This window comes from Paenibacillus sp. 01T431 (genome assembly GCF_056398625.1).
On the sequence record NZ_JBFTPT010000023.1, the window covers coordinates 66,986 to 90,427 of the forward strand.

Consider the following 23,442-nt stretch of genomic DNA (forward strand, 5'->3'; position numbering starts at 1 on the left):
CGGATGGGCTTTGAGACGAAAGAGAGCGATAAGAGGATGAAAAATGAAGTAAGCATCGTAGACGTTGCCAAGGTGGCTGGTGTATCGATTGCGACGGTATCTAATGTTATTAACGGAAAGGGAAGGGTATCGGGCACAACGAAAGAAAATATCGAGCGGGTAATTATCGAGCTTGGCTACACGCCAAATCTGCCTGCTAGAAATCTAAAGACTCGGCGTACGCATCTTGTTGGACTCGTCGTACCGATGATGCAGCCTGGGAGGCTGCAGGACAACCCATTTTATTGGGACCTGCTTACAGGTGTAGAAGAAGGGGCTCGTGATCGCCAATTTCATATTATTTTATCGGGTATTGATGAGAGCACAGAAACATTCACATTCGCCAAGGAGCGTCGATTGGATGGGTTAATCGTGATGGGGACGAATGAGGGCTCGCAGGCAGTTGATCGCATTGTAAACTTAGGCATGCCTGCCGTCTTTATTGATAGCTACTTGAAGCGGGAGGATCTATATCAAGTTAATTTAGAGGACAGAAAAGGAAGCTATCGCGCGATTCGTTATTTAATCGACCAAGGACATCGACGAATTGCACTTTTAATTGGAGATATTCCGCTTGAGCGCATCACATATTACGGTGTTTTGCATGAGCGATGGTTAGGCTATAAGGATGCGCTGGCAGAAGCGGGTATTCCATACGATCAAGCCTTAATGATCAGGCTCCCGACATCGCTTGATGGTGGCTATCGCGCTGCGGATCAGCTCATCAAGCTTGCGGACGTGACGGCGATCTTCTCGTTTTCGGATGTAAGTGCGATGGGCTTGCTTAAACGGCTGCGAGAACTAGGCAAAAAGGTGCCGGAGGACTATTCGGTAATCGGCTTTGACAATTTGTCCATCTCTAGCTTTACTTCGCCTGCGCTAACGACCGTCTCTCAAAATATTTTGGAGAAAGGGCAGGAAGCGATCCGCATGCTGCTCGATCAGATTGATGGCAACCCTGTTCAGGAGAGGTGCAAGGCTTTGCCGGTAGAGCTGATCATTCGTGAAACGACAGGCTGCGTGAAGCTGGCAAATGGTTGAGACGGACATTATACAAAAGAACAGGTATCACCTTTTCAAGATGAATAAAGGCTGTCCCATGTTATGTGGGACAGCCTTTGTTGTGAAACAGCATCTACATATCGTACGGAAAATCAGGATATTATACTTAATAAAATCTTTGAAAAACGTTAATGCACGGATTGTCTAGAGTACTTGTAGTGATTTAATAATTTTACTATAATACAGGTTGAACGATTGAAGGAAAGAAGGGATCTAACACCATGGAATTGTGGTATACGGAAAAACAAACAGATAGCTTCGGCATAACGGCGAAGATCACTAAGACTTACGTTAATGAACAAACAGATTTTCAACAGCTTGATATGATCGAAACGGAAGAGTTTGGAACGATGCTTGTTCTCGACGGTATGGTTATGACCACGGTTAAGGATGAGTTCGTTTACCACGAAATGGTTGCGCATCCTGTACTTTTCACGCATCCGAATCCGGAGTACGTGCTTGTTGTTGGCGGCGGAGACGGCGGCGTTATTCGTGAAGTAATGAAACATCCGAAGGTGAAGAAGGCAGTTCTTGTCGACATCGACGGTAAAGTAATCGAGTACTCCAAAAAATACTTGCCATCCATCGCTGGCGAGCTCGACAACCCGCGTGTTGAAGTGCTTGTAAACGACGGCTTTATGCATATTCATGATCATAAAAACACCTATGACGTTATTATGGTTGATTCCACTGAACCGGTTGGCCCTGCGGCAAACCTATTTACGAAGGGCTTCTACCAAGGCATCTACGAAGCATTGAAAGAAGACGGTATCTTCGTTGCTCAAACGGACAACCCTTGGTTTAAAGCAGACCTGATCCAAAGCGTAAACAAAGACGTGAAGGAAGTATTCCCGATCGTTCGTGTATATGGCGCGAACATTCCTACTTACCCAAGCGGTCTGTGGACGTTCACAATGGGCAGCAAAAAACACGATCCTCTTGCTGTTGATGAGACAGCAATTCCAGAAATTGATACAAAATATTACACGCCTCGTCTTCACAAAGCAGCATTCGTGCTTCCTAAATTTGTTGAAGATCTTGTGAAGTAACAAGCGGCTACGCTTCAGGAAAGAGAGGGACATACCTCATGAAATTGGATCAAAAATATTCAGGCAATGTCTTCATTTTGAGCTCTGACAACTACGAAGCTTCCAAAGCGGTTATCTACGGCATGCCGATGGATTTCACGGTTAGCTTCCGTCCAGGCTCCCGTTTCGGCCCTCCTCGCATTCGCGAAGTGTCGATTGGACTTGAAGAATACAGCCCTTACCTAGATCGCAGCCTCGAGGATATTGAATATTTCGATGCTGGTGATTTGCTGCTTCCTTTCGGAAACGCAGCGCGCAGTCTGGAAATCATCGGCGAATTCGTTCGCGGTGTGCTAGACGACGGAAAAATTCCTGTTGGTCTCGGCGGCGAACATCTTGTTTCTTGGCCGATCTTCCAAGAGGTGTACAAAAAGTACCCTGATCTTGCGATCATTCACTTCGACGCTCACGCTGATTTGCGCGAGTCGTATGAAGGCGAGCCATTGTCTCACTCTACGCCGCTGCGCAAAGCAGCTGGTCTTATGGGTGGACAGAACATTTACCAGTTCGGTATTCGTTCAGGATCGCGCGAAGAGTGGCAATATGCACGCGAGAACATCAACTTCCATCCGTTCGAGGTTTTGGAGCCGCTTAAGAAGGTGCTTCCTGAGCTCGAAGGACGTCCGGTTTATTTAACGATCGACATAGATGTGCTTGATCCATCTGCAGCACCAGGTACAGGTACAGCGGAAGCGGGCGGCATTACGTCGAAGGAGCTTATTGAATCCGTTCATGCCATTGCACGATCCGGCGTGAACATTGTGGGCTTCGATCTCGTTGAGGTTGCACCAGCTTATGATCCGACGGAGCAAACGCAAATTGTTGCGGCGAAGGTTATTCGCGAGATGCTTCTAGGCTTTTTGAAATAGTCATTAAATAGAGTGAAGGCTTCACTGCCAGCGGTCATTTATCCGCGTGGCGTGAAGCCTTTTTTTTTATTGTAAAAGGGTACTTTGGATTAACAAAATAAATAAATGACAATTCAGAATATTTAAATTAATATATTGTAGGAAAACATTATTTCATCTTGTGCTTGCAGCAGAGCATCTTATTAATAGAAAGAGAATGAAGGAGGCGTTTTTGTTGGTTAACAAATCGGTGTGGAAGGGTGCTTTAGCTGCTGCTATTACCGTTAGTCTAGGAGCTATGCCGTTCACGGCAATGGCTGATGCGGGTGCAGGGAATACAGTGCAACTGCGAATTATGGAAACGTCGGACCTGCACGTGAACATGATGAACTATGACTATTTTGCGGACAAGCCTACTGATGAATATGGGTTCGCGAAGACGGCTACGCTCATCAAGAAAGCGCGGGAGGAAGCTCCGAACAGTCTATTATTTGATAATGGCGATTTGATTCAAGGAAATCCCCTAGGTGATTATGTCGCTACTGTTGATAAGCTGAAGCAGGGCGAGACGCATCCGGTGTACAAAGCTATGAATTTGCTTAACTACGATGCAGGCAACTTAGGCAATCATGAATTCAATTATGGCTTATCGTTTCTGGACACCTCGCTCGCGGGCGCAGACTTTCCTTATGTAAATGCAAACATTTATAAAGTAGATGGAGACAAGGATGAGACGAATGATGTTAATTTGTTTAAGCCTTATCTCATTATTGATAAAGAGGTAACAGACAGCAAGGGCGCGAAGCATAAGCTGAAGGTTGGCGTGATTGGATTTGTGCCTCCGCAAATTACAACATGGGACAAAGCTCATCTAGAAGGCAAGGTTATCGTTAAGGATGTTGTCAAAACGGCAGAAAAGTTTGTGCCGGAAATGAAAGCGAAGGGAGCGGATATCATTGTTGCGATTCCGCACTCGGGCTTTGAAGATATCCCGCAATCAGAGCTCATGGAAAATTCGGTGCTTTATTTAAGCAAAGTTGCTGGCATTAATGCGATTTTGTTCGGACATGCGCATAAAGTATTCCCTGACAAATCGTTTGAAGGAAAAACGGGTGTCGATCTCGCCAAAGGAACGATTAACGGAGTGCCTGCGGTTGAACCGGGCTTCTGGGGAAATAATCTTGGGATTATTGATTTAACACTGGAGAACAAGGATGGGAAATGGGCCGTTGTCGATTCGAAAAGCACGGTTAAGCCTATCTTTGATGCGGTAAATAAGGTACCTCTTGTAGAAGCTGACAAAGCTGTTGTCGATGCGGTGAAAGAGGATCATGAGCATACGCTGGCGTATGTGCGAGGGCCTGTCGGCAAGACGACAGCGTCAATCAACAGCTGGTTTGCTCTTGTTCAAGATGATCCATCCATTCAAATCGTTACGAATGCACAAAAATGGTATGTAGAGAAGCAGCTGCAGGGAACGGAATATGAAGGGCTTCCTGTTCTTTCGGCAGGAGCGCCGTTTAAGGCTGGCGGCCGCCAAGGACCGAACTATTATACCAATATTCAGGCGGGCGATATTGCAATCAAGAATGTTGCCGATTTGTATTTGTACTCGAATACTGTGAATGCTGTACTCGTCACAGGAGCGGAGATTAAAGAATGGCTCGAGTGGTCAGCTGGTCAATTCAAGCAGATCGATGCAGCGAGCACAGAGAAGCAAGAGCTGATCAATTATGATTTTCCAACGTACAACTTCGATGTCATTGACGGTGTGACCTATCAGATCGATGTTGCACAACCGACGAAGTATGAAGCTGGCGGCGCGCTCAAGAACGAAAGCGCGAAGCGGATCGTTAATTTGCAGTTTGAAGGAAAACCAATTAAGGCGGATCAGAAGTTCGTTGTTGCAACGAACAACTACCGTGCATCTTCCAGCAAATTCGCTAACCCGGACGGCAAACGTATTATCCTTGCTTCCCCGGATGAGAACCGCCAGGTTGTCATTGACTACATTCGCTCCTTCAAGACGATTGATCCGGCAGCGGATGGCAACTGGTCGCTAGCGGCAATTAATGACACCGTGAATGTGACAATCAAGACGTCACCGGAAGCAAAGAGTGCAGCGGAAGCGAATAAGTTGACTTCCTACACGGGTGATACAGCTGACGGTTATGCAGAGTTTAAGCTTAATCTAAGTGCGAAGTCAGTAGTGTTGCCGGTAGAACCAACAAAACCGACAACACCAACAACACCAACAACACCAACAACACCAACGAAGCCGACAGAGCCAGCTAAACCTGAGAAGCCAACGACTTCTGTTCCAACGACTCCTCAAGCTTCGGTTTATACGGTTAAAGCAGGGGACACTCTGTATGCAATAGCTTTGGAGCACGGAACGACGTGGCAGAAATTAGCCAGCTACAATAAGCTAAAGAACCCGAATAGAATCTATCCGGGTCAAAGCATAAAGATTCCGGCCAAATAATCGATTCGCATTGATAAAAAGACGTTTTCCGCGTAATCTTAGCGGGAAGCGTCTTTTTCTAATACAAACAGAAAATGCGATCGTATGATCAAGGCTAGAATGGGCTTATAATAAGACGTTATTGCTGCTTTTAAAAATAGATTAGGGGGCTATACGACATGCGCATTTATTCGTTTCCGCCTGTTATCGATGAGCGATCACGCGTGTTGATTCTTGGGACAGCACCAAGCGTAAAATCGCTTGAGCATAAGCAATTTTATGGACACCCGCAAAATTTTATGTGGAAAATAATATATCGTTTATTCAATGAGTCAGACCCAGACCCAGTGTATGACAACCGTCTCGCTTTCTTAAAGGAGCATCGCTTAGCGTTATGGGATGTTATCGAATCTTGCGAGCGCGAAGGCAGCTTGGATGTGAACATACGTGGAATCGTACCGCAGAAGCTGCCGGAGCTTGTAGCCAAATATCCAGAGCTGCGCTGCTTTGCATTTAACGGAAGCAAGGCATACGATACCTTTCAGAAATTTTATAAAGGGCATGAAAGCTTTCGAAACATTACGTTACTCAAGCTGCCTTCCTCCAGTCCGATTCCAACTCCGCGTATGCGAACGCTCGAGGATCGTGTGGAGGCATGGCGTGAAATCGTACCGTTTGCAACAAGTTAACCGGGCTCTAGCGTTGAAATTCGGAGCCTACCTGTATATAGTAGTTACATAAGATTAGACTGATAACAGGAGCAAGATGATGGCAGACAGCAGGAAAGTGCGAATTACATTGGAGAGTGTGCAGGATGGAAGCTCGCATTCTCATGCTTACAAAGGGGATTGGTTCCGCAAGGAGAAATCCATATTTATCCGCTACATCGAGCCGGCAGTGGAAGGCGATACAGAAGCTGGTGAAATACGGACGCTTATTCGATTCCGGCCGGAAGAAATGTCAGTTGTGCGGCGCGGCGCTATAGAATCAGAGCAGCTTTTTGTTCCTGGACATAGGAGAGCTGGCAGCTATCAATCACAAATGACATCTTTATCGCTTGAAGCAGAAACGCTGCAGCTGCGGCTTCATGCGCCGGGTGAAGATGGTGTAATGAAAGCGATGGACACATTGCCCGATCAGCTGCCTTTTACACTTGAATGGGAGTATGAATTGTACGTTGGTGATCAAATGTCGGGTCGGTTTCATATCCGGCTCCATATACAGGAGGAACAAAATTAATGAATGCAAATGTATTAGAGAAGATGTATGAACAAGTCAAAGCAGCGATCGCTGATGCAGCGGTAGCGGCTGGTTTGGCGGCGCGGGAAGAGCTTCCAGCGTTTGTGCTCGAAGTTCCTAAGGATAAATCGCACGGTGATTTGGCAACAAATGCAGCGATGCAGTTGACGAAGCTGGCGAAGAAAAATCCTCGTCAAATCGCTGAGGCGATTATTGCGCATTTGGATACGAAGCAAGCTTCTATTCAAGCAGCGGAAATTGCAGGCCCGGGCTTTATTAACTTCCGTATGGATAACAGCTATCTCTATCCGGTTGTGGCTGCAGCGCTTGAAGCGGGAGAAAACTACGGACGTACTTCGGATGGTTCCGGCAAAAGTGTACAGGTAGAATTCGTGAGCGCGAATCCGACGGGCAGCCTGCATCTTGGACATGCTCGCGGTGCCGCGGTTGGCGATGCATTGTGCAATGTACTTGATTATGCGGGATATGAGGTTACGCGCGAATATTATATTAATGATGCGGGCAAGCAGGTGGAGAACCTAGCTGTATCCATCGAAGCTCGTTACCGTCAAGCGCTTGGTCAAGCGGCGGAAATGCCGGAGGATGGTTATTATGGCGAGGACATCATTGGTTTTGCAAAACTTCTTGTCGAGCAAGAAGGCGATAAGCTGCTGGAATTGCCTGATCAAGAACGTTTTACGTTTTTCCGCCAGTTTGGCCTTGAGCGGGAGCTTGATAAAATTAAACGCGATCTCGGAAGATTCCGCGTCGGCTTTGACGTTTGGTACAGTGAAACAGCATTATACGAGAGCGGACAAGTGGAGCAAGGTCTTGCAACGCTGAAGGCGACAGGGCATGTCTATGAAGAAGAAGGAGCGACATGGCTGTCTACCATGACTTTTGGAGACGACAAAAACCGCGTGCTCGTGAAAAATGACGGCTCATATACCTATTTGACACCGGATATCGCATATCATATGGATAAATACGGGCGCGGCTTCGATCAGATGATCAACATTTGGGGTGCCGATCATCATGGCTACATTCCGCGTGTGAAAGCAGCGATGGAGGCACTAGGCAACGATCCGAAGAAACTGACCGTGTTAATTGCTCAGATGGTCAGCTTGTTCCAGAACGGCGAGAAAATGAAAATGTCGAAGCGTACGGGCAAAGCGGTTACCATGCAGGATTTGATGGATGAGGTGGGCATCGATGCGATTCGTTACTTCTTCTCCATGCGGAGCATGGATTCGCATCTTGATTTCGATATGGATTTGGCGATCTCTACTTCAAATGAGAACCCTGTGTTCTATGTTCAATATGCGCACGCTCGGATTTGCAGTATTTTCAGACAAGCGGAGGAACAAGGCATTGTTCTTAAATCCACGGACACTATCGATTTCAGCAAGCTGACTGCCGAGGGCGAGTTCGATCTTCTTCGTAAAGTTGGTGAGCTGCCGCAGGAGATCTCTGAGGCTGCAGCACAATATGCGCCTCATCGTCTTATTCGTTATGTATACGAGCTGGCTTCCCAGTTCCACAGCTATTATAGAGCGGAGCGCGTCATCACAGAAGATGCTGAGCAATCGCAAGCACGCTTAGCCTTGCTTGGAGCCGTACGTATCGCTATTGCGAACGTGCTTCGTTTGGTCGGCGTTTCTGCTCCAGAACGCATGTAAGCTTTGTTTCATAAAAATAAACCGTGGACTCATACTTTATCCACGGTTTGCATCATACGCATCACGTCAAGCTCGCCGATCGTTCGGCGGGCTTTACTGCCTCTAAGGGGCTGAACGGATCGTTTAATAATTGTCTTGATCTCGGTAGGCGTAAGTCCCGGCTTATGTGCGAGCAGAAGCGCGATTGCTCCGCTGACATGCGAGGTGGCCATGGAGGTTCCACTCATTTCATTGTATTTGCCGCGCAGCCATGCGGATACGATTTTGTCGCCAGGCGCGTAAACGTCAATATAGGAGCCTCGATTGCTGAAAGGTGCAACGCGGCGGAGTTTATTCGTAGCGCCAACAGCAATCGTTTGAGGGTAGCGTGCCGGATAATCAACGGAACGGCGCTTCCCGTCATTGCCGGAGGAAGCAACGATAATGACGCCTGCATTGTGAGCGTTAATGACAGCTCCAAGCAGCGCTTTGCTTTTTGTCTTCATACCGAAGCTCATGTTGATGACGTTCATGCGATTGCGGATGCACCATTCAATACCGAGAATAATGTCGGATACGAAGGCGCTCCCATTATGGTCAAAAGCTTTGACAGGCGAGATTAACGCCCGCGGGGCTACGCCAATCATGCCCTGTAATTGATTTGCTGCGGCGATGGTACCTGCTATATGTGTACCATGACCATTATCATCATGAGGGAGCATGCTGCGATTAAGAAGATTGATGCCCCTAGAGAGTGATTGGCGAAGATCTGGATGGCTGAAATCAGCTCCTGTATCGATGACGCCGACTTTGACCCGGTGACCGGTTGTCGTGCTCCAAGCCAGCGGGGCTTTAATCTGGTTTACACCCCAGGGGATGCCCTTATCTACAATAATCGACTTTTGTGGAGAAGAATGCACGCTGATTTTACAATCTTTCTCAATCCAAACACGCCCGGCGAATCGCTCTAATGATTCCTCGGCCGGCAATGTGCAGGCTATTCCAAGAATGCTGGGCATTTGTCTAATGCTTTTTTGCGGTAAAGATGATGAAGTGACTTTAGGCAATTGCTGTAGGAAGTATCGGTAGTCGCTCGCACGCTGAAAGCGAATGATACGCTTAACAGTCGTTGTGTCCGTGCGAGCCATCGTATCCTGCAACATACGGATAAAAGCGACGGTGTCCAAACTTGGCTTCCCCTCCCGACGGACCATGCTGAACTATTGTATGAACGAGCGCTCTATAACGCATGAGCAACTTGCCTTTTTTCACATAATTAGGCTGAAAACCGTGTCAAAAATCGACTGGGGACATACGATGAACAAAGAGTTCTCAGGGGCTCTTACGACCAAGGTGCGTTGCCTCGTGTCATGGCCGGATGGATACAGTCAAAGCGGAAGGACTATCCTTTCGCTTTTTGCATAGAAGTCCAAGCTATACTGCAGCAGCGTGGTCCGCTTGCTTTTTTGCAGGAAATAGGTTTTACTATACTGTGACTAGCGTAAACGACGGGTGCGAGCCTCTGGCAGTTACCGATCGTTTTGCGATTAAATGTGAGCGGTGTATAAGAGAATAACGTACACGATCCTTGCATTTTATAGGTAAGAACGAGTACATAAATTGAATGGCAAGAGAGGATGTGTCCATATGAGCAGCAGCAATTTCACGTTAAAGCTGGATCCTGAACGTATGAAGGAAATGCCTATGGTCGATTTGGCCTTTGAAGTGCTGAAAGCGGCTAATACGCCTTACTACTATCGCGATCTAATGATGGAGATCGCTAAAATACGCGGTCTTTCCGCAGACGGAATCAACCAGTTCATCGCCCAAGTGTATACAGAAATCAACATTGATGGACGTTTCGCTTGCGTTGGCAGCAACATGTGGGGACTGAAACGCTGGTATCCAGTTGAGCGTTCTGAAGATCCTGTAGGTAATGCGAAGCGTACGCGTATCATTAACGATGATGATGATCTCGAAGATGATGATGTATTTGCGGACGAAGAAGAGGATACTTACGCAGAGGCTGAAGAAGACTACGATGTATTCGACGAGGACCGCGAGGACTTCGAAGAGGCAGAAGAGGAAGCTGAAGTCGATGAGGAAGTTGGAATCGACGACGAGGAGCTGGACGAGGAAGAAGTCGACGGTGAACTCGATGCGGATGATGATGAGTCGGATGATGAGGAATTTGAAGACGACGACGAGTCTGACAAGTAAATGTTTGCTGAAAGTATAAGGCGGTTTAAGCACCCAGCTTATCCTCCTTCTTATACTTTTCTGCGGTACGAGCTCTGCTCTATACAGATGGCTTAGTCGTTTGAACTGGCGTGAGGAATATCCAGTCAGTTTCGCTTGACAGTTGCTAGGAGCGCAGAGTAAACTATCTCATGGGCTTAAGATTCGGTTAACAAATAACGCATACAAGCGCAAACGACTCGTTTTCGTCTTTTGACGAGAAGGTCAAGTTTCGCGGTGAAATAGAAGTAGAGCATAACGCATTGCTGATGCTTGCTTGTATTTTTATATATGCCAAAAAAGGAAAAGTGCCCCGTTGCTACGGGTGTCACTTTTTTTGTTTGTGAGGGATGGGTCTGTAGGATGCATTCCCACAAATTGGATGGATAGGCGGAGTGTATCCGCATCCATGTTTATCGAGTAAATGGGCAAACCTAAACATTAACCATAGGGCTTGGAGGGTATCATCACAGTGACCAAATATATTTTTGTAACCGGCGGCGTAGTGTCGTCCTTGGGCAAAGGGATAACAGCAGCCTCGCTTGGCCGATTGCTGAAGAACAGGGGCCTCAAAGTAACGATTCAGAAGTTTGATCCATACATCAACGTCGACCCAGGAACGATGAGTCCATATCAGCACGGAGAAGTATTCGTTACCGATGATGGTGCAGAAACAGATTTGGATCTTGGTCACTATGAACGGTTTATCGACATTAACTTGTCGAAGAACAACAATGTGACGTCCGGCAAAATCTATTCCAACGTAATTACCAAAGAGCGCCGCGGCGACTACTTGGGTGGAACTGTTCAGGTAATCCCGCATATTACGAACGAAATTAAAGACCGTGTATTCCGTGCGGGCAAAGAAGCGGGTTCTGATGTTGTAATTACAGAAATCGGCGGTACGGTTGGTGATATCGAAAGCTTGCCTTTCCTTGAAGCTATTCGTCAAATTAAAAGCGATATCGGGCGCGACAATGTAATGTACATCCACGTAACGCTTATTCCTTACATCAAAGCGGCAGGTGAAGTGAAAACAAAACCGACGCAGCATAGTGTTAAGGAATTGCGCAGCATCGGTATTCAACCGAACGTAATCGTATGCCGTACAGAGCATCCGCTTGCTGAAGATTTGAAACGTAAAATTGGCTTGTTCTGCGATATCGATGCGAATGCAGTCGTGGAATGCCGCGATGCGTCCACTTTGTATGAAGTGCCATTGATGCTTCGTGAGGAAGGCCTCGACGAGATCGTTGTTAATCATCTGAAGCTTAAGACAGAACAGCCGGATATGCGCGAATGGGAAAGCCTTGTTCAGCGTGTGAAGTCGCTTCATAAGAAGACGGAAATTGCAATTGTTGGTAAATATGTCTCGTTGCATGATGCGTACCTCAGTATTGTAGAGTCGCTAGAGCATGCGGGTATTGCTTCCGACTCAGAAGTGAAAATTCGTTGGCTGCATGCAGATGAGCTTACGGAAGAGAACGCCCACCAGCAGCTTAGAGGCGTTAATGGTATTCTTGTGCCAGGCGGCTTTGGCGATCGCGGTATTGAAGGCAAGATTACAGCGATTAAATATGCTCGTGAAAACAAAATTCCGTTCTTCGGCATTTGCCTTGGCATGCAGGTAGCTGTCATTGAGTATGCTCGCAATGTGGCGGGACTAGCTGGTGCGAATAGCTCTGAAATTAATTCATCCACTCCATATCCGGTTATTGATTTGCTGCCGGATCAGAAGGATGTTGAAGATATGGGTGGCACGATGCGTCTTGGTCTCTACCCTTGTAAACTTAAGCCAGGCACGCTTGCTGAGCGTGAATATGGCGACGAGCTCGTTTATGAGCGTCACCGTCACCGGTATGAATTTAACAATGAGTACCGTGAAGCGATTGAATCTGTTGGTCTTACTATTTCTGGAACTTCCCCAGACGGCCGTCTTGTTGAGGTTGTGGAAATGGCTGATCATCCTTGGTTCTTGGCTGTTCAATTCCACCCGGAATTCAAGTCTAGACCGAACCGTCCGCAGCCATTATTCCGCGGATTTGTACAAGCAGCGCTTAACCATTCTGAGTAATATATTGCATTTTTGATCAATGGCAGATTCTTTAACAACAACAGATAAGTTTTTCTCTTAACGAGAAGGATTATATACCCACTTTAGCGAATATATTAACGATTATGGAAGAGTTGGCCATTTTCTGGGTAAACTCATTTGCGGGGGGATTTGGAGTTGGATAAGAAGAAAGTGTTGATCGTTGATGATCAGAACGGTATTCGCGTATTGCTTATGGAAGTTTTCAGCAGCGAGGGCTATAATACGTTCCAAGCGTCTAATGGCAAGCTGGCTTTGGAAATCGTCAAGAACGATGCTCCTGATCTTGTTCTGTTGGATATGAAAATTCCCGGCATGGATGGTCTGGAAATTTTAAAGCATGTGAAAGCTATCGACCGAAACATTAAAGTCATCATGATGACCGCATATGGTGAATTGGATATGATTAAAGAAGCGACGGATCTCGGGGCATTAATGCACTTTACGAAACCTTTCGACATCGATGAGATGCGAATTGCGGTTAATATGCAGCTGCGAGGCGGCAACTCCACAAGTCGTTTTGCAATAGGCTCCTGATTTAGCAAATAAACGGCATCGTCTCTTACTTGAAGGCGATGTCGTTTTTTTCATTTATTGGCAATAGCAAAACAAGCTTTACTATTCCAAGGCTCATTATGTTATAATGTCTCAGAATGACAAGTCGGACCGAGCTGGAGGAAGAAAGATAACATTTACGAGGAAGACATCGATCTTGTTAGTTCCTATGAATGAATTTTGCCAGGCGCTTATAGCAAGCGAGAAACAGTAGTCCAGTTCAACACAGACATCAGGGTAATTGCACAAACGATTGTTGAAGCTGCTAAGGAAGAAAAATCACCGTTTATTTGTAAGGTCAGCGAAAGCGCCTTGAAATATATGGGCATTCAATTCACTGCTGCAATGGCGTGTGCCGGGGCCAAAAAAAATCTAGTCTTCCAATCGATTTGATTTTGATCATGATATTAATTTCAGTTGCAGTATACCATTGAGAGAAACATGTTGCTTTTACAAATACAATTCCAAGAAAACAAATAGCTAACGCTGATTCATTGGAACTACGCCAATACATGACAGCTGTGCGAATTGAGAAGCTGGCTGTTACTAACAAAAATCCGTTTGTTCGGAAGTAACAACTAAGTGTAATAACAGGAGCAAAGGAATAAACCGCCTCATAACGGCAAGTGGGTTTAACACTCGCTTGCTTTGGCGGTTTTTCCTTTATTCTCTTCCAATCTACGGGAGGAACTATAATTAGATGGAGAAATTGATGATACGCGGTGGACGGCCGCTTCGCGGTACCGTTCAAATCAGCGGAGCCAAGAACAGCGCGGTGGCTCTTGTACCTGCTGCTATTTTAGCAGAATCAGAAGTTGTGTTGGATAATTTGCCTATTATAAGTGATGTAGCTGTATACAGTGAAATTTTGCAGGAGCTTGGTGCTGTCGTAAAGCGTGACGGCGATATGATGCGCATTGATCCTTCCGCGCTTGTCTCCAAACCGATGCCAAACGGCAAAGTGAAATTGCTGCGTGCATCCTATTATTTGATGGGGGCAATGCTTGGTAGATTTGGTGAAGCGACAATCGGAATGCCAGGGGGCTGCAACTTTGAGCCTAGACCTATCGATCAGCATATTAAAGGGTTTGAAGCACTAGGTGCCACGGTAACTAATGATCATGGATCTATTCGAATTCATGCTGAGCAATTACGAGGTGCAAAGATTTACCTTGACGTTTCAAGTGTTGGAGCAACGATTAATATCATGCTAGCTGCCTCGCGGGCCAAAGGAATAACGATTATTGAAAATGCGGCAAAAGAGCCTGAAATTATAGATGTAGCTACTCTCCTTAATGCCATGGGCGCAAAAATCAAAGGTGCCGGGACTGAGACGATTCGTATTGAAGGCGTCGATCAGATGCATGGCTGCCGCCATTCCATTATTCCCGATCGAATTCAAGCCGGTACGTATATGATTGCAGCTGCAGCAACGCGCGGCGATGTCCTTATTGATAATGTTATTCCGAAGCACTTGGAAGCGATGAGCGCTAAGCTTGAAGAGATGGGTGTTCAAGTTATTGAGATGGATGAATCCATCCGAATTATTGGCGGACCTAATTATTCGTCCATTGATGTAAAGGCACTTGTGTACCCTGGTTTCCCTACGGACTTACAATCTCCAATGACAACCTTGCTTACACAAGCGAATGGAGTCAGTATTTTAACTGATTATGTATACGGTACTAGATTTAAGCATGTTCCTGAGCTCACTCGCATGGGAGCGGATATTCGTGTTGAGGGCCGTTCAGCTGTTATTGAAGGCGGCAAGCTGAGTGCTGCAAAAGTTAAGGCTGCTGATTTACGCGCAGGGGCTGCACTTGTTGTCGCTGCTTTGACTGTTGAAGAAGGCGTTACTGAAATTTCGGGCGTCGAATATATTGACCGAGGTTATGATAATCTAGTAGAAAACTTATGCCGCCTGGGTGCGGAAGTATGGCGTGAAACGGAAGCCACTTCATAAGGAATAGGACGATGCGGACGCTGTGGAATAGACGGCGTCTAATTCGGCAATGATGGATAATCAATCCTATGATTTTACTAGATATACAAAATCATAATGAAAATTAAATAAAGTGGTGAGAACATGACAGACCTTCAGATCGCAGATCTAGAAGAGATGAAATTGACCGACCTTTATAAATTGGCGAAGCAATTTCAAGTTCCCTATTACGGAACACTTAAGAAGAAGGAATTAATTTTTGCAATTCTTCGAGCGCAAGCAGAGAAGAGCGGCCTTATGTTCATGGAAGGCGTCCTCGATATTTTGTCAGAAGGCTTCGGATTTTTACGGCCTATTAACTATTTGCCGAGCAAGGAAGATATTTATATTTCAGCATCACAAATTCGCAGATTTGATTTGAGAAGCGGCGATCTTGTTTCAGGTAAATGCCGTCCGCCGAAAGAGAATGAGCGTTATTTTGGTCTATTGCAAGTAAATGCTGTTAACGGCGAAAATCCGGAAACGGCTTCCGAACGATTGCACTTTCCTGCGCTTACTCCTCTTTATCCAGAAAAGAAGCTAGTGCTTGAGACGACACAGTCGAAGCTTTCCACTCGAATGATGGATTTGCTTGCTCCTGTAGGACTTGGCCAACGCGGTCTAATTGTTGCTCCTCCGAAGACAGGTAAAACCTTGCTTCTTAAAGAAATCGCCCACAGCATTTCCGAAAATCGTCCCGATATCAAATTGTTCGTTCTGCTTATTGATGAGCGTCCAGAGGAAGTTACTGATATGCAGCGCTCCGTGAAGGGTGAAGTTATCGCCTCCACATTTGATGAGCTGCCCGAGAACCATATCAAAGTAGCAGAGCTTGTACTTGAGCGAGCGCTTCGTCTTGTTGAGCATAAGAAGGACGTTGTCATCTTGATGGATAGTATCACCCGTCTTGCTAGGGCGTATAACTTGGTTATTCCTCCATCTGGTCGTACGCTTAGCGGCGGTATTGATCCAGCAGCGTTCCACCGTCCAAAACGGTTTTTTGGTTCGGCTCGAAACGTGGAAGAGGGCGGAAGCTTGACTATACTTGCGACTGCGTTGATCGAAACAGGCTCACGTATGGATGACATCATTTATGAAGAATTTAAAGGTACGGGTAATATGGAGCTCCATCTAGACCGTAAGCTTTCTGAGCGTCGTATTTTCCCTGCGCTTGATTTGCGCAGATCTGGAACTAGACGTGAGGAAATGCTGCTTACGAAGGAAGAGCTGGAGAAGGTTTGGGCCATCCGCAGAGGAATGACGGATACGCCTGATTATGTAGATAATTTCTTGAAGAAACTTAAAGATAGTGAGAACAACGAACAGTTCCTCATGTCTCTTGATACAACAGTTGAAGCGAAGCCGGAGCGGTCCGGTATAAAGAGCAGTACTACAGCGACCAGCAGGCGTCCTACGCCTAGAACTACGCACGGATCGTAAGACCGCAGGAGGGAGAACAACATGAATCTCGTATATGCGGATAAAAACGGAAATGTATTTGACCATCCCGACTTTATAGCTTTGGGAAGAAGCGGCGATATGATTGTCGAAATTATGGAGGAGGAATTAATTCCGCTTCCTAATGGAGCAACTCTTGTTAGCCTGCCCTTCACTAGACCCATTGGTCTTAATCCGAGCACGGGTGAGATGCAGGCATTGCAAGGCGGAGCTCAAGCAGTCGGCGCCTTGCTTCCGCAAGGCTTTACTCGTCTATGCTTGCCGGGCTATGTGAAAGCGGACAAGAACGAGAAGCTGCCATTGTTCGGTTATACAGCTGTCGTATGGAAAGACGGTAACTTTTATGTAACGGCTGAGCAAAGTGACGATCCTGAAAGATGGGATCCGCTTAATTGCGATCGTGACGAACTTGGTATTCAAGTAGAGCGTATTCTCGCTAAATATCCGGATAATCGTCTTTATAAGCATCTGTCGAACTGTGCTCTAGGTTATGAGTGCTTAACCTCTTCCAACACGTTTCTAGGAAGATGGGAGGGTGCTGTTCCGGTATCGTATTCTTGCAATGCAGGCTGCTTCGGATGTATCTCTGAACAACCTGACGATAGCGGATTTGTTGCACCACAGACGCGGATGAATTTTAAGCCGACTGTTGATGAGATCGTTGAAATTATGCTTGAGCATTTGCGCGAGCCGGAATCCATCATTAGCTTTGGTCAAGGCTGTGAAGGGGAACCTTCAACACAAGCTAAAATCATCGTTGAGGCTATGAAGCGTGTTCGCAGTCAAACTTCGCTTGGATACATTAACATTAATACGAACGCGGGATTGACTGATTTCATGCGCGCGATTGTTGATGCAGGCCTTAATCTAATGCGCGTAAGTACGATCAGTGCACTTGATGATCACTATAATGCTTACTATAAGCCTCGCGGCTACAACTTAAAAAATGTTGAGAAGTCTTTGAAATATGCTTCTGACAATGGTGTATATACGTCGATCAACTATTTGATTTTCCCAGGGGTCACTGACCGTGAGGAAGAAATAGAAGCGATGATTGGATTCGTTAAGCGTACTGGACTAAAACTCATTCAAATGCGCAACCTGAATATCGATCCTGAAAGCTACTTAGCGATTATTCCTAAGGCACAAGGTGAAATATACGGGATGAAGCAAATGCTTGAAATTTTCCGTGAAGAGCTGCCGGGTGTAGTTATTGGCTCTTACACACATGTTCCACCAGCCGCATTACGTCGATAAGTACCTATTAGGTAGTAAATTCGGCTAATATTAACCATATCACTGATTATTCATTGCAACAGCAAATAAGTTCATGCTATAATCCGAGATGTGCGATTTAACTCTGAGTCCGCATGCGATTCAGGGCAGAAAGAGGTGAACGAGATGAAACAAGCTATTCATCCGACATACCACATCATTACAGCAACTTGCGCTTGTGGAAATTCCTTCGAGACTGGTTCGGTTAAACCGAGTCTTCGCGTAGAGGTTTGTTCCCAATGCCACCCATTCTACACGGGTAAGCAAAAGTTCCTGGATGCTGGCGGCCGCGTCGATCGTTTCAAGAAGAAATACGGTATTTAATCCTACAAATCGTTCCGCCTTTATTTGGCAGAATACAAGAGCCTCCCTCAGCCATCCTATTGGATAGAAGGGAGGTTTTTTGATTGAATAAACAAACATTCGGTTTGAGTAAACGATTTGGTTTATTTCAAATGGCAGCCTTGCTGGCTTGCTTATTTCTGTTAGCCATGACGATCTCAGGATGTGGGAACGGAAGAAGCAAGCAAGAAAACAGGCTGAAAACCTACGGTCATGATGGATACATGGGTTATTCCAACAGCAATCCCAATTTACCGAATCGTTATCAGTATCTTAATTATAATGCAGATGGAAAATTCATTGAGCAGGTGTTGAAGCCGATTTCCGGCATCGAGCACACGCAAATTTACTTTAACGGTACCGATCTTCATGTGAATGTAAAAGCAAATAAAGCACTGTCTGACGTTCAAGTCGAAGAGCTGCGAGCAAAGGCCCAGTCGGTCGTTCAGTACAATATGCCTCGGTATAAGGTTCATGTAGAAGCCAAAAGGTAGCTCTGGCATTCGTCCAATTTCAACCGCGAGTTGCGCTTTAGGACGGAATCGGCTATACTTATTTTTGCCGTGCTAGATGGGGAGGTAGCGGTGCCCTGTAACTCGCAATCCGCTGTAGCGAGGTTGAATTCCTACTTGAGGTTATACTGATGTAGGGTCTTGGCACTTGCGAGCAGTGTTGACAGTTGGGTCCTCCGCAATGGACGTTTATGAACTTGGTCAGGTCCGGAAGGAAGCAGCCATAAGTAAATTAGTTCATGTGCCGGGGGAGTGCCTGACTCGAGCTGTAGTGCAAGGATGTCGCCTGGGTCGTATTTATCAGGAGTAGGTGCACGGTACTAAAATTTTCTAATATGATTTGCTAATAGCAAAAGTAGCACCTGTGATCGCTGTTCGATGTTTTTGTCGAAATTAGCGAATGCAGGTGTTTTTGTTTATAGATGTTGTTTTAATAGGGTAAAGTCTTAGCAAAAGAAAGTTTTGCTTGCTACACAGTTGTTGTATAATAGGGGAGTAGCAATTGTTTAAAATATAAGAAAGTATATTATTTTCTAATACTACTCTTATATTTCGCAATGCAAAGCAATTTCAGCGTCCACTGGACCGAAGGTGCTTTTGCTTATTGTAAATGAAAAGGCAACTTGAAAGGAAAGGTCTGCGTGTCACATATCGCTTTATACCGTGCCTGGCGTCCGCAGACGTTTCAGGACATGGTTGGACAACAGCATATTATTCAAACGCTGCAAAATTCTATTCGTGAGCAGCGTGTATCTCATGCTTATCTTTTTAATGGGCCGCGAGGAACCGGGAAGACAAGCGCTGCGAAAATATTAGCCAAAGCGGTGAACTGTGAACGTGGTCCGGCTGAAGAGCCATGTAATGAATGTGATGCTTGCATAGGGATTACCGCGGGACATATTATGGATGTAATTGAGATTGATGCTGCATCTAATCGCGGTATTGATGAAATTCGTGATATTCGTGATAAAGTGCGATATGCACCTTCAGAAGTGCGGTTCAAAGTTTATATTATAGATGAAGTACATATGCTTACGGCCGAGGCATTTAACGCCTTGCTCAAAACATTGGAGGAGCCGCCGGGGCATGTTATCTTTATCTTGGCGACGACCGAACCGCATAAGCTGCCTGCTACGATTATCTCCCGTTGTCAACGGTTTGATTTCAGACAGGTATCGCTTGAAGAGCAGACGCAGCACTTGCTTAAGATTTGCCGTGAAGAGAGCATACAGGCCGACGAAGATGCGCTTGCTTATATTGCAAGATTGTCGGAAGGCGGAATGCGCGATGCGATCAGCTTGCTGGAGCAGGTTTCTGCTTTTGCAGGTGATCGCATTACTCTCGACGCGGCAGTAGATGTGACAGGCGGCATGGCCGCTGATCATTTCTACCAGCTGGCGGAAGCTGTGAAGGATCGACATGTAGCAGCTGTTATGCCGCTTGTGGAAAGCTTGATGCAAGCCGGCAAAAGTGCGGACAAATGCATGGAAAACTTAATTTATTATTTCCGTGATTTGCTTGTTATGAAGCTTGCTCCGCAGGGCGGCGCAGTAACAGAGAGGATCGTTGATCCTGAACGCTTCAAAATGATGGCGGAGGCCTTCACTCCAGAGCGATTGTTCGCTATGATTGATACGTTGAACCGTTATCAAGTGGAGCTTAAGCATGCCTCGCAGCCTCAAACCTTGTTTGAAGTAGCGCTTATGAAGCTTTGCACATTAAATGACGAGCAATCGTCAGGCGGAGCGGCTTCTGCAAGTACAGCAGCTTCAGCATCAAGCGGCGGACAATCAGCTGAAGTAGGACGTTTGCGTCAGCAGATTGAGGCATTGGAGCGTAAACTAGAGCAAGCGATTCAAAATGGAGTAGGTAGCGGGAACAGCGCTTCTTCGGCTGACAGTGCGGCCAGCAAGCAAGCAGCACGTACTAATGCGGTTCGCAGTTCATTCGGCGGCTCAGGCGGCATAGTACGGTCTTCAGTCAAGCTTGATCCGTACCTGGCAACAGCAGGCAGTCCAGAATTCAATCAATTCAGAATGAAGTGGAACGATGTGCTGCAGGGTGTGAAGGACGCTAAGATTACGGTCCATGCTTGGCTAAAAGACGGTGAGCCGGTTGCTTCTGCTGACGATGCCATTCTCGTGGCATTCAAGAATACAATGCACCGAGAAACGACCGAGAAGCCGGCCAATCGCGAGATTATTGAGAAAGTCATGCATGATGTGCTCGGCGGTTCATTCCGTATTGTTACGGTTATGATGAAGGACTGGCAGGCGGCAGCGGCACAAGGCGCTAGTACGCAGAAGAGCGAGACGCTTCAGCTTGAGCCCGAATCTTCTGCTTCACCACAAGCTGCAAGTCGGCCAGTATGGGTGGAAGAGGCCGTCAAACTTTTTGGTGAAGATTTAGTGGTAGTGAAGGATAAAGATTAAATTCTAATGATGAGGTGAATTGTAATGAACAATATGAACCAAATGATGAAGCAAGTGAAGAAGATGCAAGATCAAATGATGAAGGCTCAAGAAGAGTTGGAAACAAAGACGGTTGAAGGAACAGCGGGCGGCGGAGTAGTAACCGTATCTGCGAACGGCCATAAGAAACTTCTTAGCATTACGATTAAACCTGAGGCTGTAGATCCGGAAGATGTCGAAATGCTGCAAGACCTTGTCCTTACAGCTGTTAACGATGCGCTAACTAAAGTGGATGATCTAGCGAATAAGGATATGGGTAAATTCACAGGCGGAATGAAAATTCCAGGATTGTTCTAAGAAGCAGTATTGCTTCTGTTTGAAATAAAGGAAGGTATATTACGTGTACTTATCTTTTATTTCTCCGTCAAAGCTGCTTCAGTGTCCAGGGGACACCGAAGGCGTTTTTTGCTTGAAAGGAGCTGTACCCAGTTTTGTATTACCCAGAACCGATAGCGAAGTTAATTGATGCTTTTACGCGATTACCGGGTATTGGACCCAAAACGGCCGCCCGTCTGGCGTTTCATGTTCTTCGAATGAAGGAAGACGACGTCATTGATTTTGCGAAGGCGCTAGTAAGCGTTAAGCGCAATTTGTTCTATTGCTCGGTTTGTTGCAATATAACCGATACAGATCCATGTAGAATCTGTCAGGATAAATCACGTGACAACTCCATCATATGTGTTGTTCAAGAGTCTAAGGATCTTGTTGCGATTGAGCGTATGAAGGACTTCCAAGGCCATTATCACGTGCTTCAAGGCGCAATTTCGCCTATGGAGGGCATCGGTCCAGACGAAATTCGTATCGCTGAGCTGTTAAGAAGGCTGAGCGACGAACGCGTTCAGGAGCTTATACTGGCCACTAACCCGAATATTGAAGGCGAAGCCACAGCAATGTATCTATCCCGGCTGATCAAGCCATTTGGTATCCGAGTTACGCGTATCGCGCATGGCTTGCCTGTTGGCGGTGATCTTGAATATGCAGATGAGGTTACTTTGTCCAAAGCATTAGAAGGTCGAAGAGAAATAAACTAGTCATAATCAATATAGAAAACGGCAGGTCGAGAAATTACTCGATCTGCCGTTTTTGTCGTTTTGATAAGGTGTTCCTTTTAATATCCCGTTCTATTCTAATGTCCAAGCTTATACATATAGTAATGAACATTATGAAGTGAGGACAAGCGGGAGGGATAGATATGAGCAATACAGGCCAGCTCGAATTAAAAAAAGGGATGAACCAAATGGATGACATCCGAGCCGAAATTGTTGAGGCACACCGTGAATGGGAAAATGCGAATCGTTTCTTTAATTATGCAGTCGGCAAGGATCAAGTGGATTACGCGATATATTGTATGATCACAGCAGAAAAGCGATATGAGATGCTGCTTCGATTGGCAAAGCGTACTAGCAAGAACTGGCCAGCATGGAGAGGGGTGAGAGTGTGAAGACAATATGGTTATCGATTTTTATTGGATCTTCTCTCCTGTTAGCAGTCGTACTGCTTAAGAACAGGTTATCGTGGGGATGGCTGCGCAGCTTCTCGCTTCATCTTGTTCTGGCGGCTGGTTTGCTGTACTTGTTAAACTATTCAGGCCTTGTTCCAGGGATGTATATCCCGCTGAACCCCATAACGATAGGAACTGTACTTACATTAGGTGTACCTGGAGTAGCCTTAATCGTTGGGCTCCAGTGGGTGGTGGTTTAGCAAATTTAAAAAAAGGTTTAAGGAAAAGGTTGACTCTGTATTCAATTATGTGCTACATTAGTTCTCGCCCCAAGAGTAAGTAAACAAGCTTCGAAAAAAGAATTTAAAAAAAAGCTTGCATTAACTTGGGCGAATGTGATATATTATAAAAGTCGCCGATACGAAACACGCGGTTGACACGAAAGAATGAATTGTTCTTTGAAAACTGAACAACGAGTAATAACTGCCTCGCAAATCCTTCGGGATAAGCGAAAAAAGCGATAAAAAAGCAATGAGCATTTCAAACACCAATTTGGAGAGTTTGATCCTGGCTCAGGACGAACGCTGGCGGCGTGCCTAATACATGCAAGTCGAGCGGAGTTGATGAGGTGCTTGCACCTCTGATGCTTAGCGGCGGACGGGTGAGTAACACGTGGGTA

At 46.0% G+C, this 23,442-nt stretch carries 22 protein-coding genes, 1 rRNA gene and 1 other RNA gene; 23 read left to right on the forward strand and 1 reads right to left on the reverse strand.

The genetic code is table 11. From position 1 onward, the window contains the following. The first annotated feature begins 36 nt into the window (after positions 1 to 36). The 7 genes from AC1DM9_RS30010 (at position 37) to argS (ending at position 8,419) form a co-directional block, all read left to right on the forward strand. The gene (locus AC1DM9_RS30010; RefSeq protein WP_477512197.1) at positions 37 to 1,080 is read left to right on the forward strand and encodes a LacI family DNA-binding transcriptional regulator; all 1,044 of its coding nucleotides are present in this window, start codon (positions 37 to 39) and stop codon (positions 1,078 to 1,080) included. Positions 1,081 to 1,322: 242 nt separating this feature from the next. Continuing rightward, positions 1,323 to 2,150, forward strand: a complete 828-nt coding sequence (speE, locus tag AC1DM9_RS30015; RefSeq protein WP_054025894.1) for a polyamine aminopropyltransferase — start codon at positions 1,323 to 1,325, stop codon at positions 2,148 to 2,150. A 38-nt stretch (positions 2,151 to 2,188) separates the two neighbouring features. After that, on the forward strand, positions 2,189 to 3,058 hold the full coding sequence (speB, locus tag AC1DM9_RS30020; RefSeq protein WP_076271583.1) for an agmatinase: 870 nt from the start codon (positions 2,189 to 2,191) through the stop codon (positions 3,056 to 3,058). Positions 3,059 to 3,254: 196 nt separating this feature from the next. Further along, positions 3,255 to 5,522, forward strand: a complete 2,268-nt coding sequence (locus AC1DM9_RS30025; RefSeq protein WP_477583742.1) for a bifunctional 2',3'-cyclic-nucleotide 2'-phosphodiesterase/3'-nucleotidase — start codon at positions 3,255 to 3,257, stop codon at positions 5,520 to 5,522. A gap of 158 nt (positions 5,523 to 5,680) precedes the next feature. Then, positions 5,681 to 6,190: a DNA-deoxyinosine glycosylase gene (locus AC1DM9_RS30030; RefSeq protein WP_477583744.1), complete on the forward strand. Its 510-nt coding sequence runs from the start codon at positions 5,681 to 5,683 to the stop codon at positions 6,188 to 6,190. 76 nt (positions 6,191 to 6,266) lie between these two features. Next, on the forward strand, positions 6,267 to 6,740 hold the full coding sequence (locus AC1DM9_RS30035) for a YwiB family protein (RefSeq protein ID WP_477583746.1): 474 nt from the start codon (positions 6,267 to 6,269) through the stop codon (positions 6,738 to 6,740). After that, positions 6,740 to 8,419, forward strand: a complete 1,680-nt coding sequence (argS, locus tag AC1DM9_RS30040; protein ID WP_477551848.1) for an arginine--tRNA ligase — start codon at positions 6,740 to 6,742, stop codon at positions 8,417 to 8,419. The genes AC1DM9_RS30035 and argS overlap by 1 nt, the downstream gene beginning before the upstream one ends. 29 nt (positions 8,420 to 8,448) lie before the next feature. Here argS and AC1DM9_RS30045 read toward each other — a convergent pair whose 3' ends face one another. Continuing rightward, complete coding sequence (locus tag AC1DM9_RS30045) at positions 8,449 to 9,585, reverse strand: S8 family peptidase (protein ID WP_339205988.1); 1,137 nt, start codon at positions 9,583 to 9,585, stop codon at positions 8,449 to 8,451. Between the two features lie 460 nt (positions 9,586 to 10,045). Between AC1DM9_RS30045 and rpoE the strand changes: the two genes are divergently transcribed. The 16 genes from rpoE to AC1DM9_RS30125 form a co-directional block, all read left to right on the forward strand. Beyond that, positions 10,046 to 10,618 (forward strand): DNA-directed RNA polymerase subunit delta, encoded by a 573-nt coding sequence (gene rpoE, locus AC1DM9_RS30050; protein ID WP_076271588.1) that lies wholly within the window; start codon positions 10,046 to 10,048, stop codon positions 10,616 to 10,618. Positions 10,619 to 11,108: 490 nt separating this feature from the next. Then, complete coding sequence (locus AC1DM9_RS30055; protein ID WP_339205989.1) at positions 11,109 to 12,710, forward strand: CTP synthase; 1,602 nt, start codon at positions 11,109 to 11,111, stop codon at positions 12,708 to 12,710. A gap of 156 nt (positions 12,711 to 12,866) precedes the next feature. Beyond that, positions 12,867 to 13,265 (forward strand): response regulator, encoded by a 399-nt coding sequence (locus tag AC1DM9_RS30060; RefSeq protein WP_076271590.1) that lies wholly within the window; start codon positions 12,867 to 12,869, stop codon positions 13,263 to 13,265. A 198-nt stretch (positions 13,266 to 13,463) separates the two neighbouring features. Continuing rightward, the gene (locus tag AC1DM9_RS30065) at positions 13,464 to 13,676 is read left to right on the forward strand and encodes a class II fructose-bisphosphate aldolase (RefSeq protein ID WP_477583748.1); all 213 of its coding nucleotides are present in this window, start codon (positions 13,464 to 13,466) and stop codon (positions 13,674 to 13,676) included. Between the two features lie 307 nt (positions 13,677 to 13,983). Continuing rightward, complete coding sequence (locus AC1DM9_RS30070; protein ID WP_076271592.1) at positions 13,984 to 15,246, forward strand: UDP-N-acetylglucosamine 1-carboxyvinyltransferase; 1,263 nt, start codon at positions 13,984 to 13,986, stop codon at positions 15,244 to 15,246. A gap of 123 nt (positions 15,247 to 15,369) precedes the next feature. Then, positions 15,370 to 16,704 (forward strand): transcription termination factor Rho, encoded by a 1,335-nt coding sequence (gene rho / locus AC1DM9_RS30075; protein WP_339205993.1) that lies wholly within the window; start codon positions 15,370 to 15,372, stop codon positions 16,702 to 16,704. A 21-nt stretch (positions 16,705 to 16,725) separates the two neighbouring features. Then, the gene (locus tag AC1DM9_RS30080; protein ID WP_477583750.1) at positions 16,726 to 17,979 is read left to right on the forward strand and encodes a radical SAM family protein; all 1,254 of its coding nucleotides are present in this window, start codon (positions 16,726 to 16,728) and stop codon (positions 17,977 to 17,979) included. A 144-nt stretch (positions 17,980 to 18,123) separates the two neighbouring features. Then, positions 18,124 to 18,321 (forward strand): 50S ribosomal protein L31, encoded by a 198-nt coding sequence (gene rpmE, locus AC1DM9_RS30085; protein WP_339205996.1) that lies wholly within the window; start codon positions 18,124 to 18,126, stop codon positions 18,319 to 18,321. 83 nt (positions 18,322 to 18,404) lie between these two features. Then, positions 18,405 to 18,833 carry a hypothetical protein gene (locus AC1DM9_RS30090; RefSeq protein WP_477583752.1) on the forward strand — a complete coding sequence of 143 codons (429 nt, stop codon included), beginning with the start codon at positions 18,405 to 18,407 and terminating at the stop codon, positions 18,831 to 18,833. Positions 18,834 to 18,900: 67 nt separating this feature from the next. Further along, an RNA gene (ffs, locus tag AC1DM9_RS30095) (signal recognition particle sRNA large type) lies at positions 18,901 to 19,169 on the forward strand. A gap of 323 nt (positions 19,170 to 19,492) precedes the next feature. Further along, the gene (dnaX, locus tag AC1DM9_RS30100; RefSeq protein ID WP_477583754.1) at positions 19,493 to 21,283 is read left to right on the forward strand and encodes a DNA polymerase III subunit gamma/tau; all 1,791 of its coding nucleotides are present in this window, start codon (positions 19,493 to 19,495) and stop codon (positions 21,281 to 21,283) included. Between the two features lie 24 nt (positions 21,284 to 21,307). Then, complete coding sequence (locus AC1DM9_RS30105; protein WP_054025909.1) at positions 21,308 to 21,619, forward strand: YbaB/EbfC family nucleoid-associated protein; 312 nt, start codon at positions 21,308 to 21,310, stop codon at positions 21,617 to 21,619. Between the two features lie 134 nt (positions 21,620 to 21,753). After that, a complete protein-coding gene (gene recR, locus AC1DM9_RS30110) occupies positions 21,754 to 22,353 on the forward strand; it encodes a recombination mediator RecR (RefSeq protein ID WP_076271598.1) in 600 nt (199 codons plus the stop codon). Positions 22,354 to 22,514: 161 nt separating this feature from the next. Further along, complete coding sequence (locus AC1DM9_RS30115; RefSeq protein WP_430053873.1) at positions 22,515 to 22,763, forward strand: DUF2508 family protein; 249 nt, start codon at positions 22,515 to 22,517, stop codon at positions 22,761 to 22,763. Next, positions 22,760 to 23,023, forward strand: coding sequence for a pro-sigmaK processing inhibitor BofA family protein (locus tag AC1DM9_RS30120; RefSeq protein WP_076271600.1), 264 nt, complete (start codon positions 22,760 to 22,762; stop codon positions 23,021 to 23,023). Before AC1DM9_RS30115 ends, AC1DM9_RS30120 begins: the two co-directional genes overlap by 4 nt. Before the next feature lie 289 nt (positions 23,024 to 23,312). Beyond that, a 16S ribosomal RNA gene (locus AC1DM9_RS30125) occupies positions 23,313 to 23,442 on the forward strand; the annotation flags it as partial.

Excerpts from the sequence above, each read along its gene's own strand:
- AC1DM9_RS30035 (WP_477583746.1), top strand. The coding sequence starts at position 6,267 with ATGATGGCAGACAGCAGGAAAGTGCGAATTACATTGGAGAGTGTGCAG.
- rpmE (WP_339205996.1), top strand. The coding sequence starts at position 18,124 with ATGAAACAAGCTATTCATCCGACATACCACATCATTACAGCAACTTGC.
- rho (WP_339205993.1), top strand. The coding sequence starts at position 15,370 with ATGACAGACCTTCAGATCGCAGATCTAGAAGAGATGAAATTGACCGAC.
- AC1DM9_RS30080 (WP_477583750.1), top strand. The coding sequence starts at position 16,726 with ATGAATCTCGTATATGCGGATAAAAACGGAAATGTATTTGACCATCCC.
- speB (WP_076271583.1), top strand. The coding sequence starts at position 2,189 with ATGAAATTGGATCAAAAATATTCAGGCAATGTCTTCATTTTGAGCTCT.
- AC1DM9_RS30030 (WP_477583744.1), top strand. The coding sequence starts at position 5,681 with ATGCGCATTTATTCGTTTCCGCCTGTTATCGATGAGCGATCACGCGTG.
- AC1DM9_RS30010 (WP_477512197.1), top strand. The coding sequence starts at position 37 with ATGAAAAATGAAGTAAGCATCGTAGACGTTGCCAAGGTGGCTGGTGTA.
- AC1DM9_RS30105 (WP_054025909.1), top strand. The coding sequence starts at position 21,308 with ATGAACAATATGAACCAAATGATGAAGCAAGTGAAGAAGATGCAAGAT.
- AC1DM9_RS30070 (WP_076271592.1), top strand. The coding sequence starts at position 13,984 with ATGGAGAAATTGATGATACGCGGTGGACGGCCGCTTCGCGGTACCGTT.
- AC1DM9_RS30025 (WP_477583742.1), top strand. The coding sequence starts at position 3,255 with ATGAAGGAGGCGTTTTTGTTGGTTAACAAATCGGTGTGGAAGGGTGCT.
- argS (WP_477551848.1), top strand. The coding sequence starts at position 6,740 with ATGAATGCAAATGTATTAGAGAAGATGTATGAACAAGTCAAAGCAGCG.
- AC1DM9_RS30115 (WP_430053873.1), top strand. The coding sequence starts at position 22,515 with ATGAGCAATACAGGCCAGCTCGAATTAAAAAAAGGGATGAACCAAATG.
- rpoE (WP_076271588.1), top strand. The coding sequence starts at position 10,046 with ATGAGCAGCAGCAATTTCACGTTAAAGCTGGATCCTGAACGTATGAAG.
- speE (WP_054025894.1), top strand. The coding sequence starts at position 1,323 with ATGGAATTGTGGTATACGGAAAAACAAACAGATAGCTTCGGCATAACG.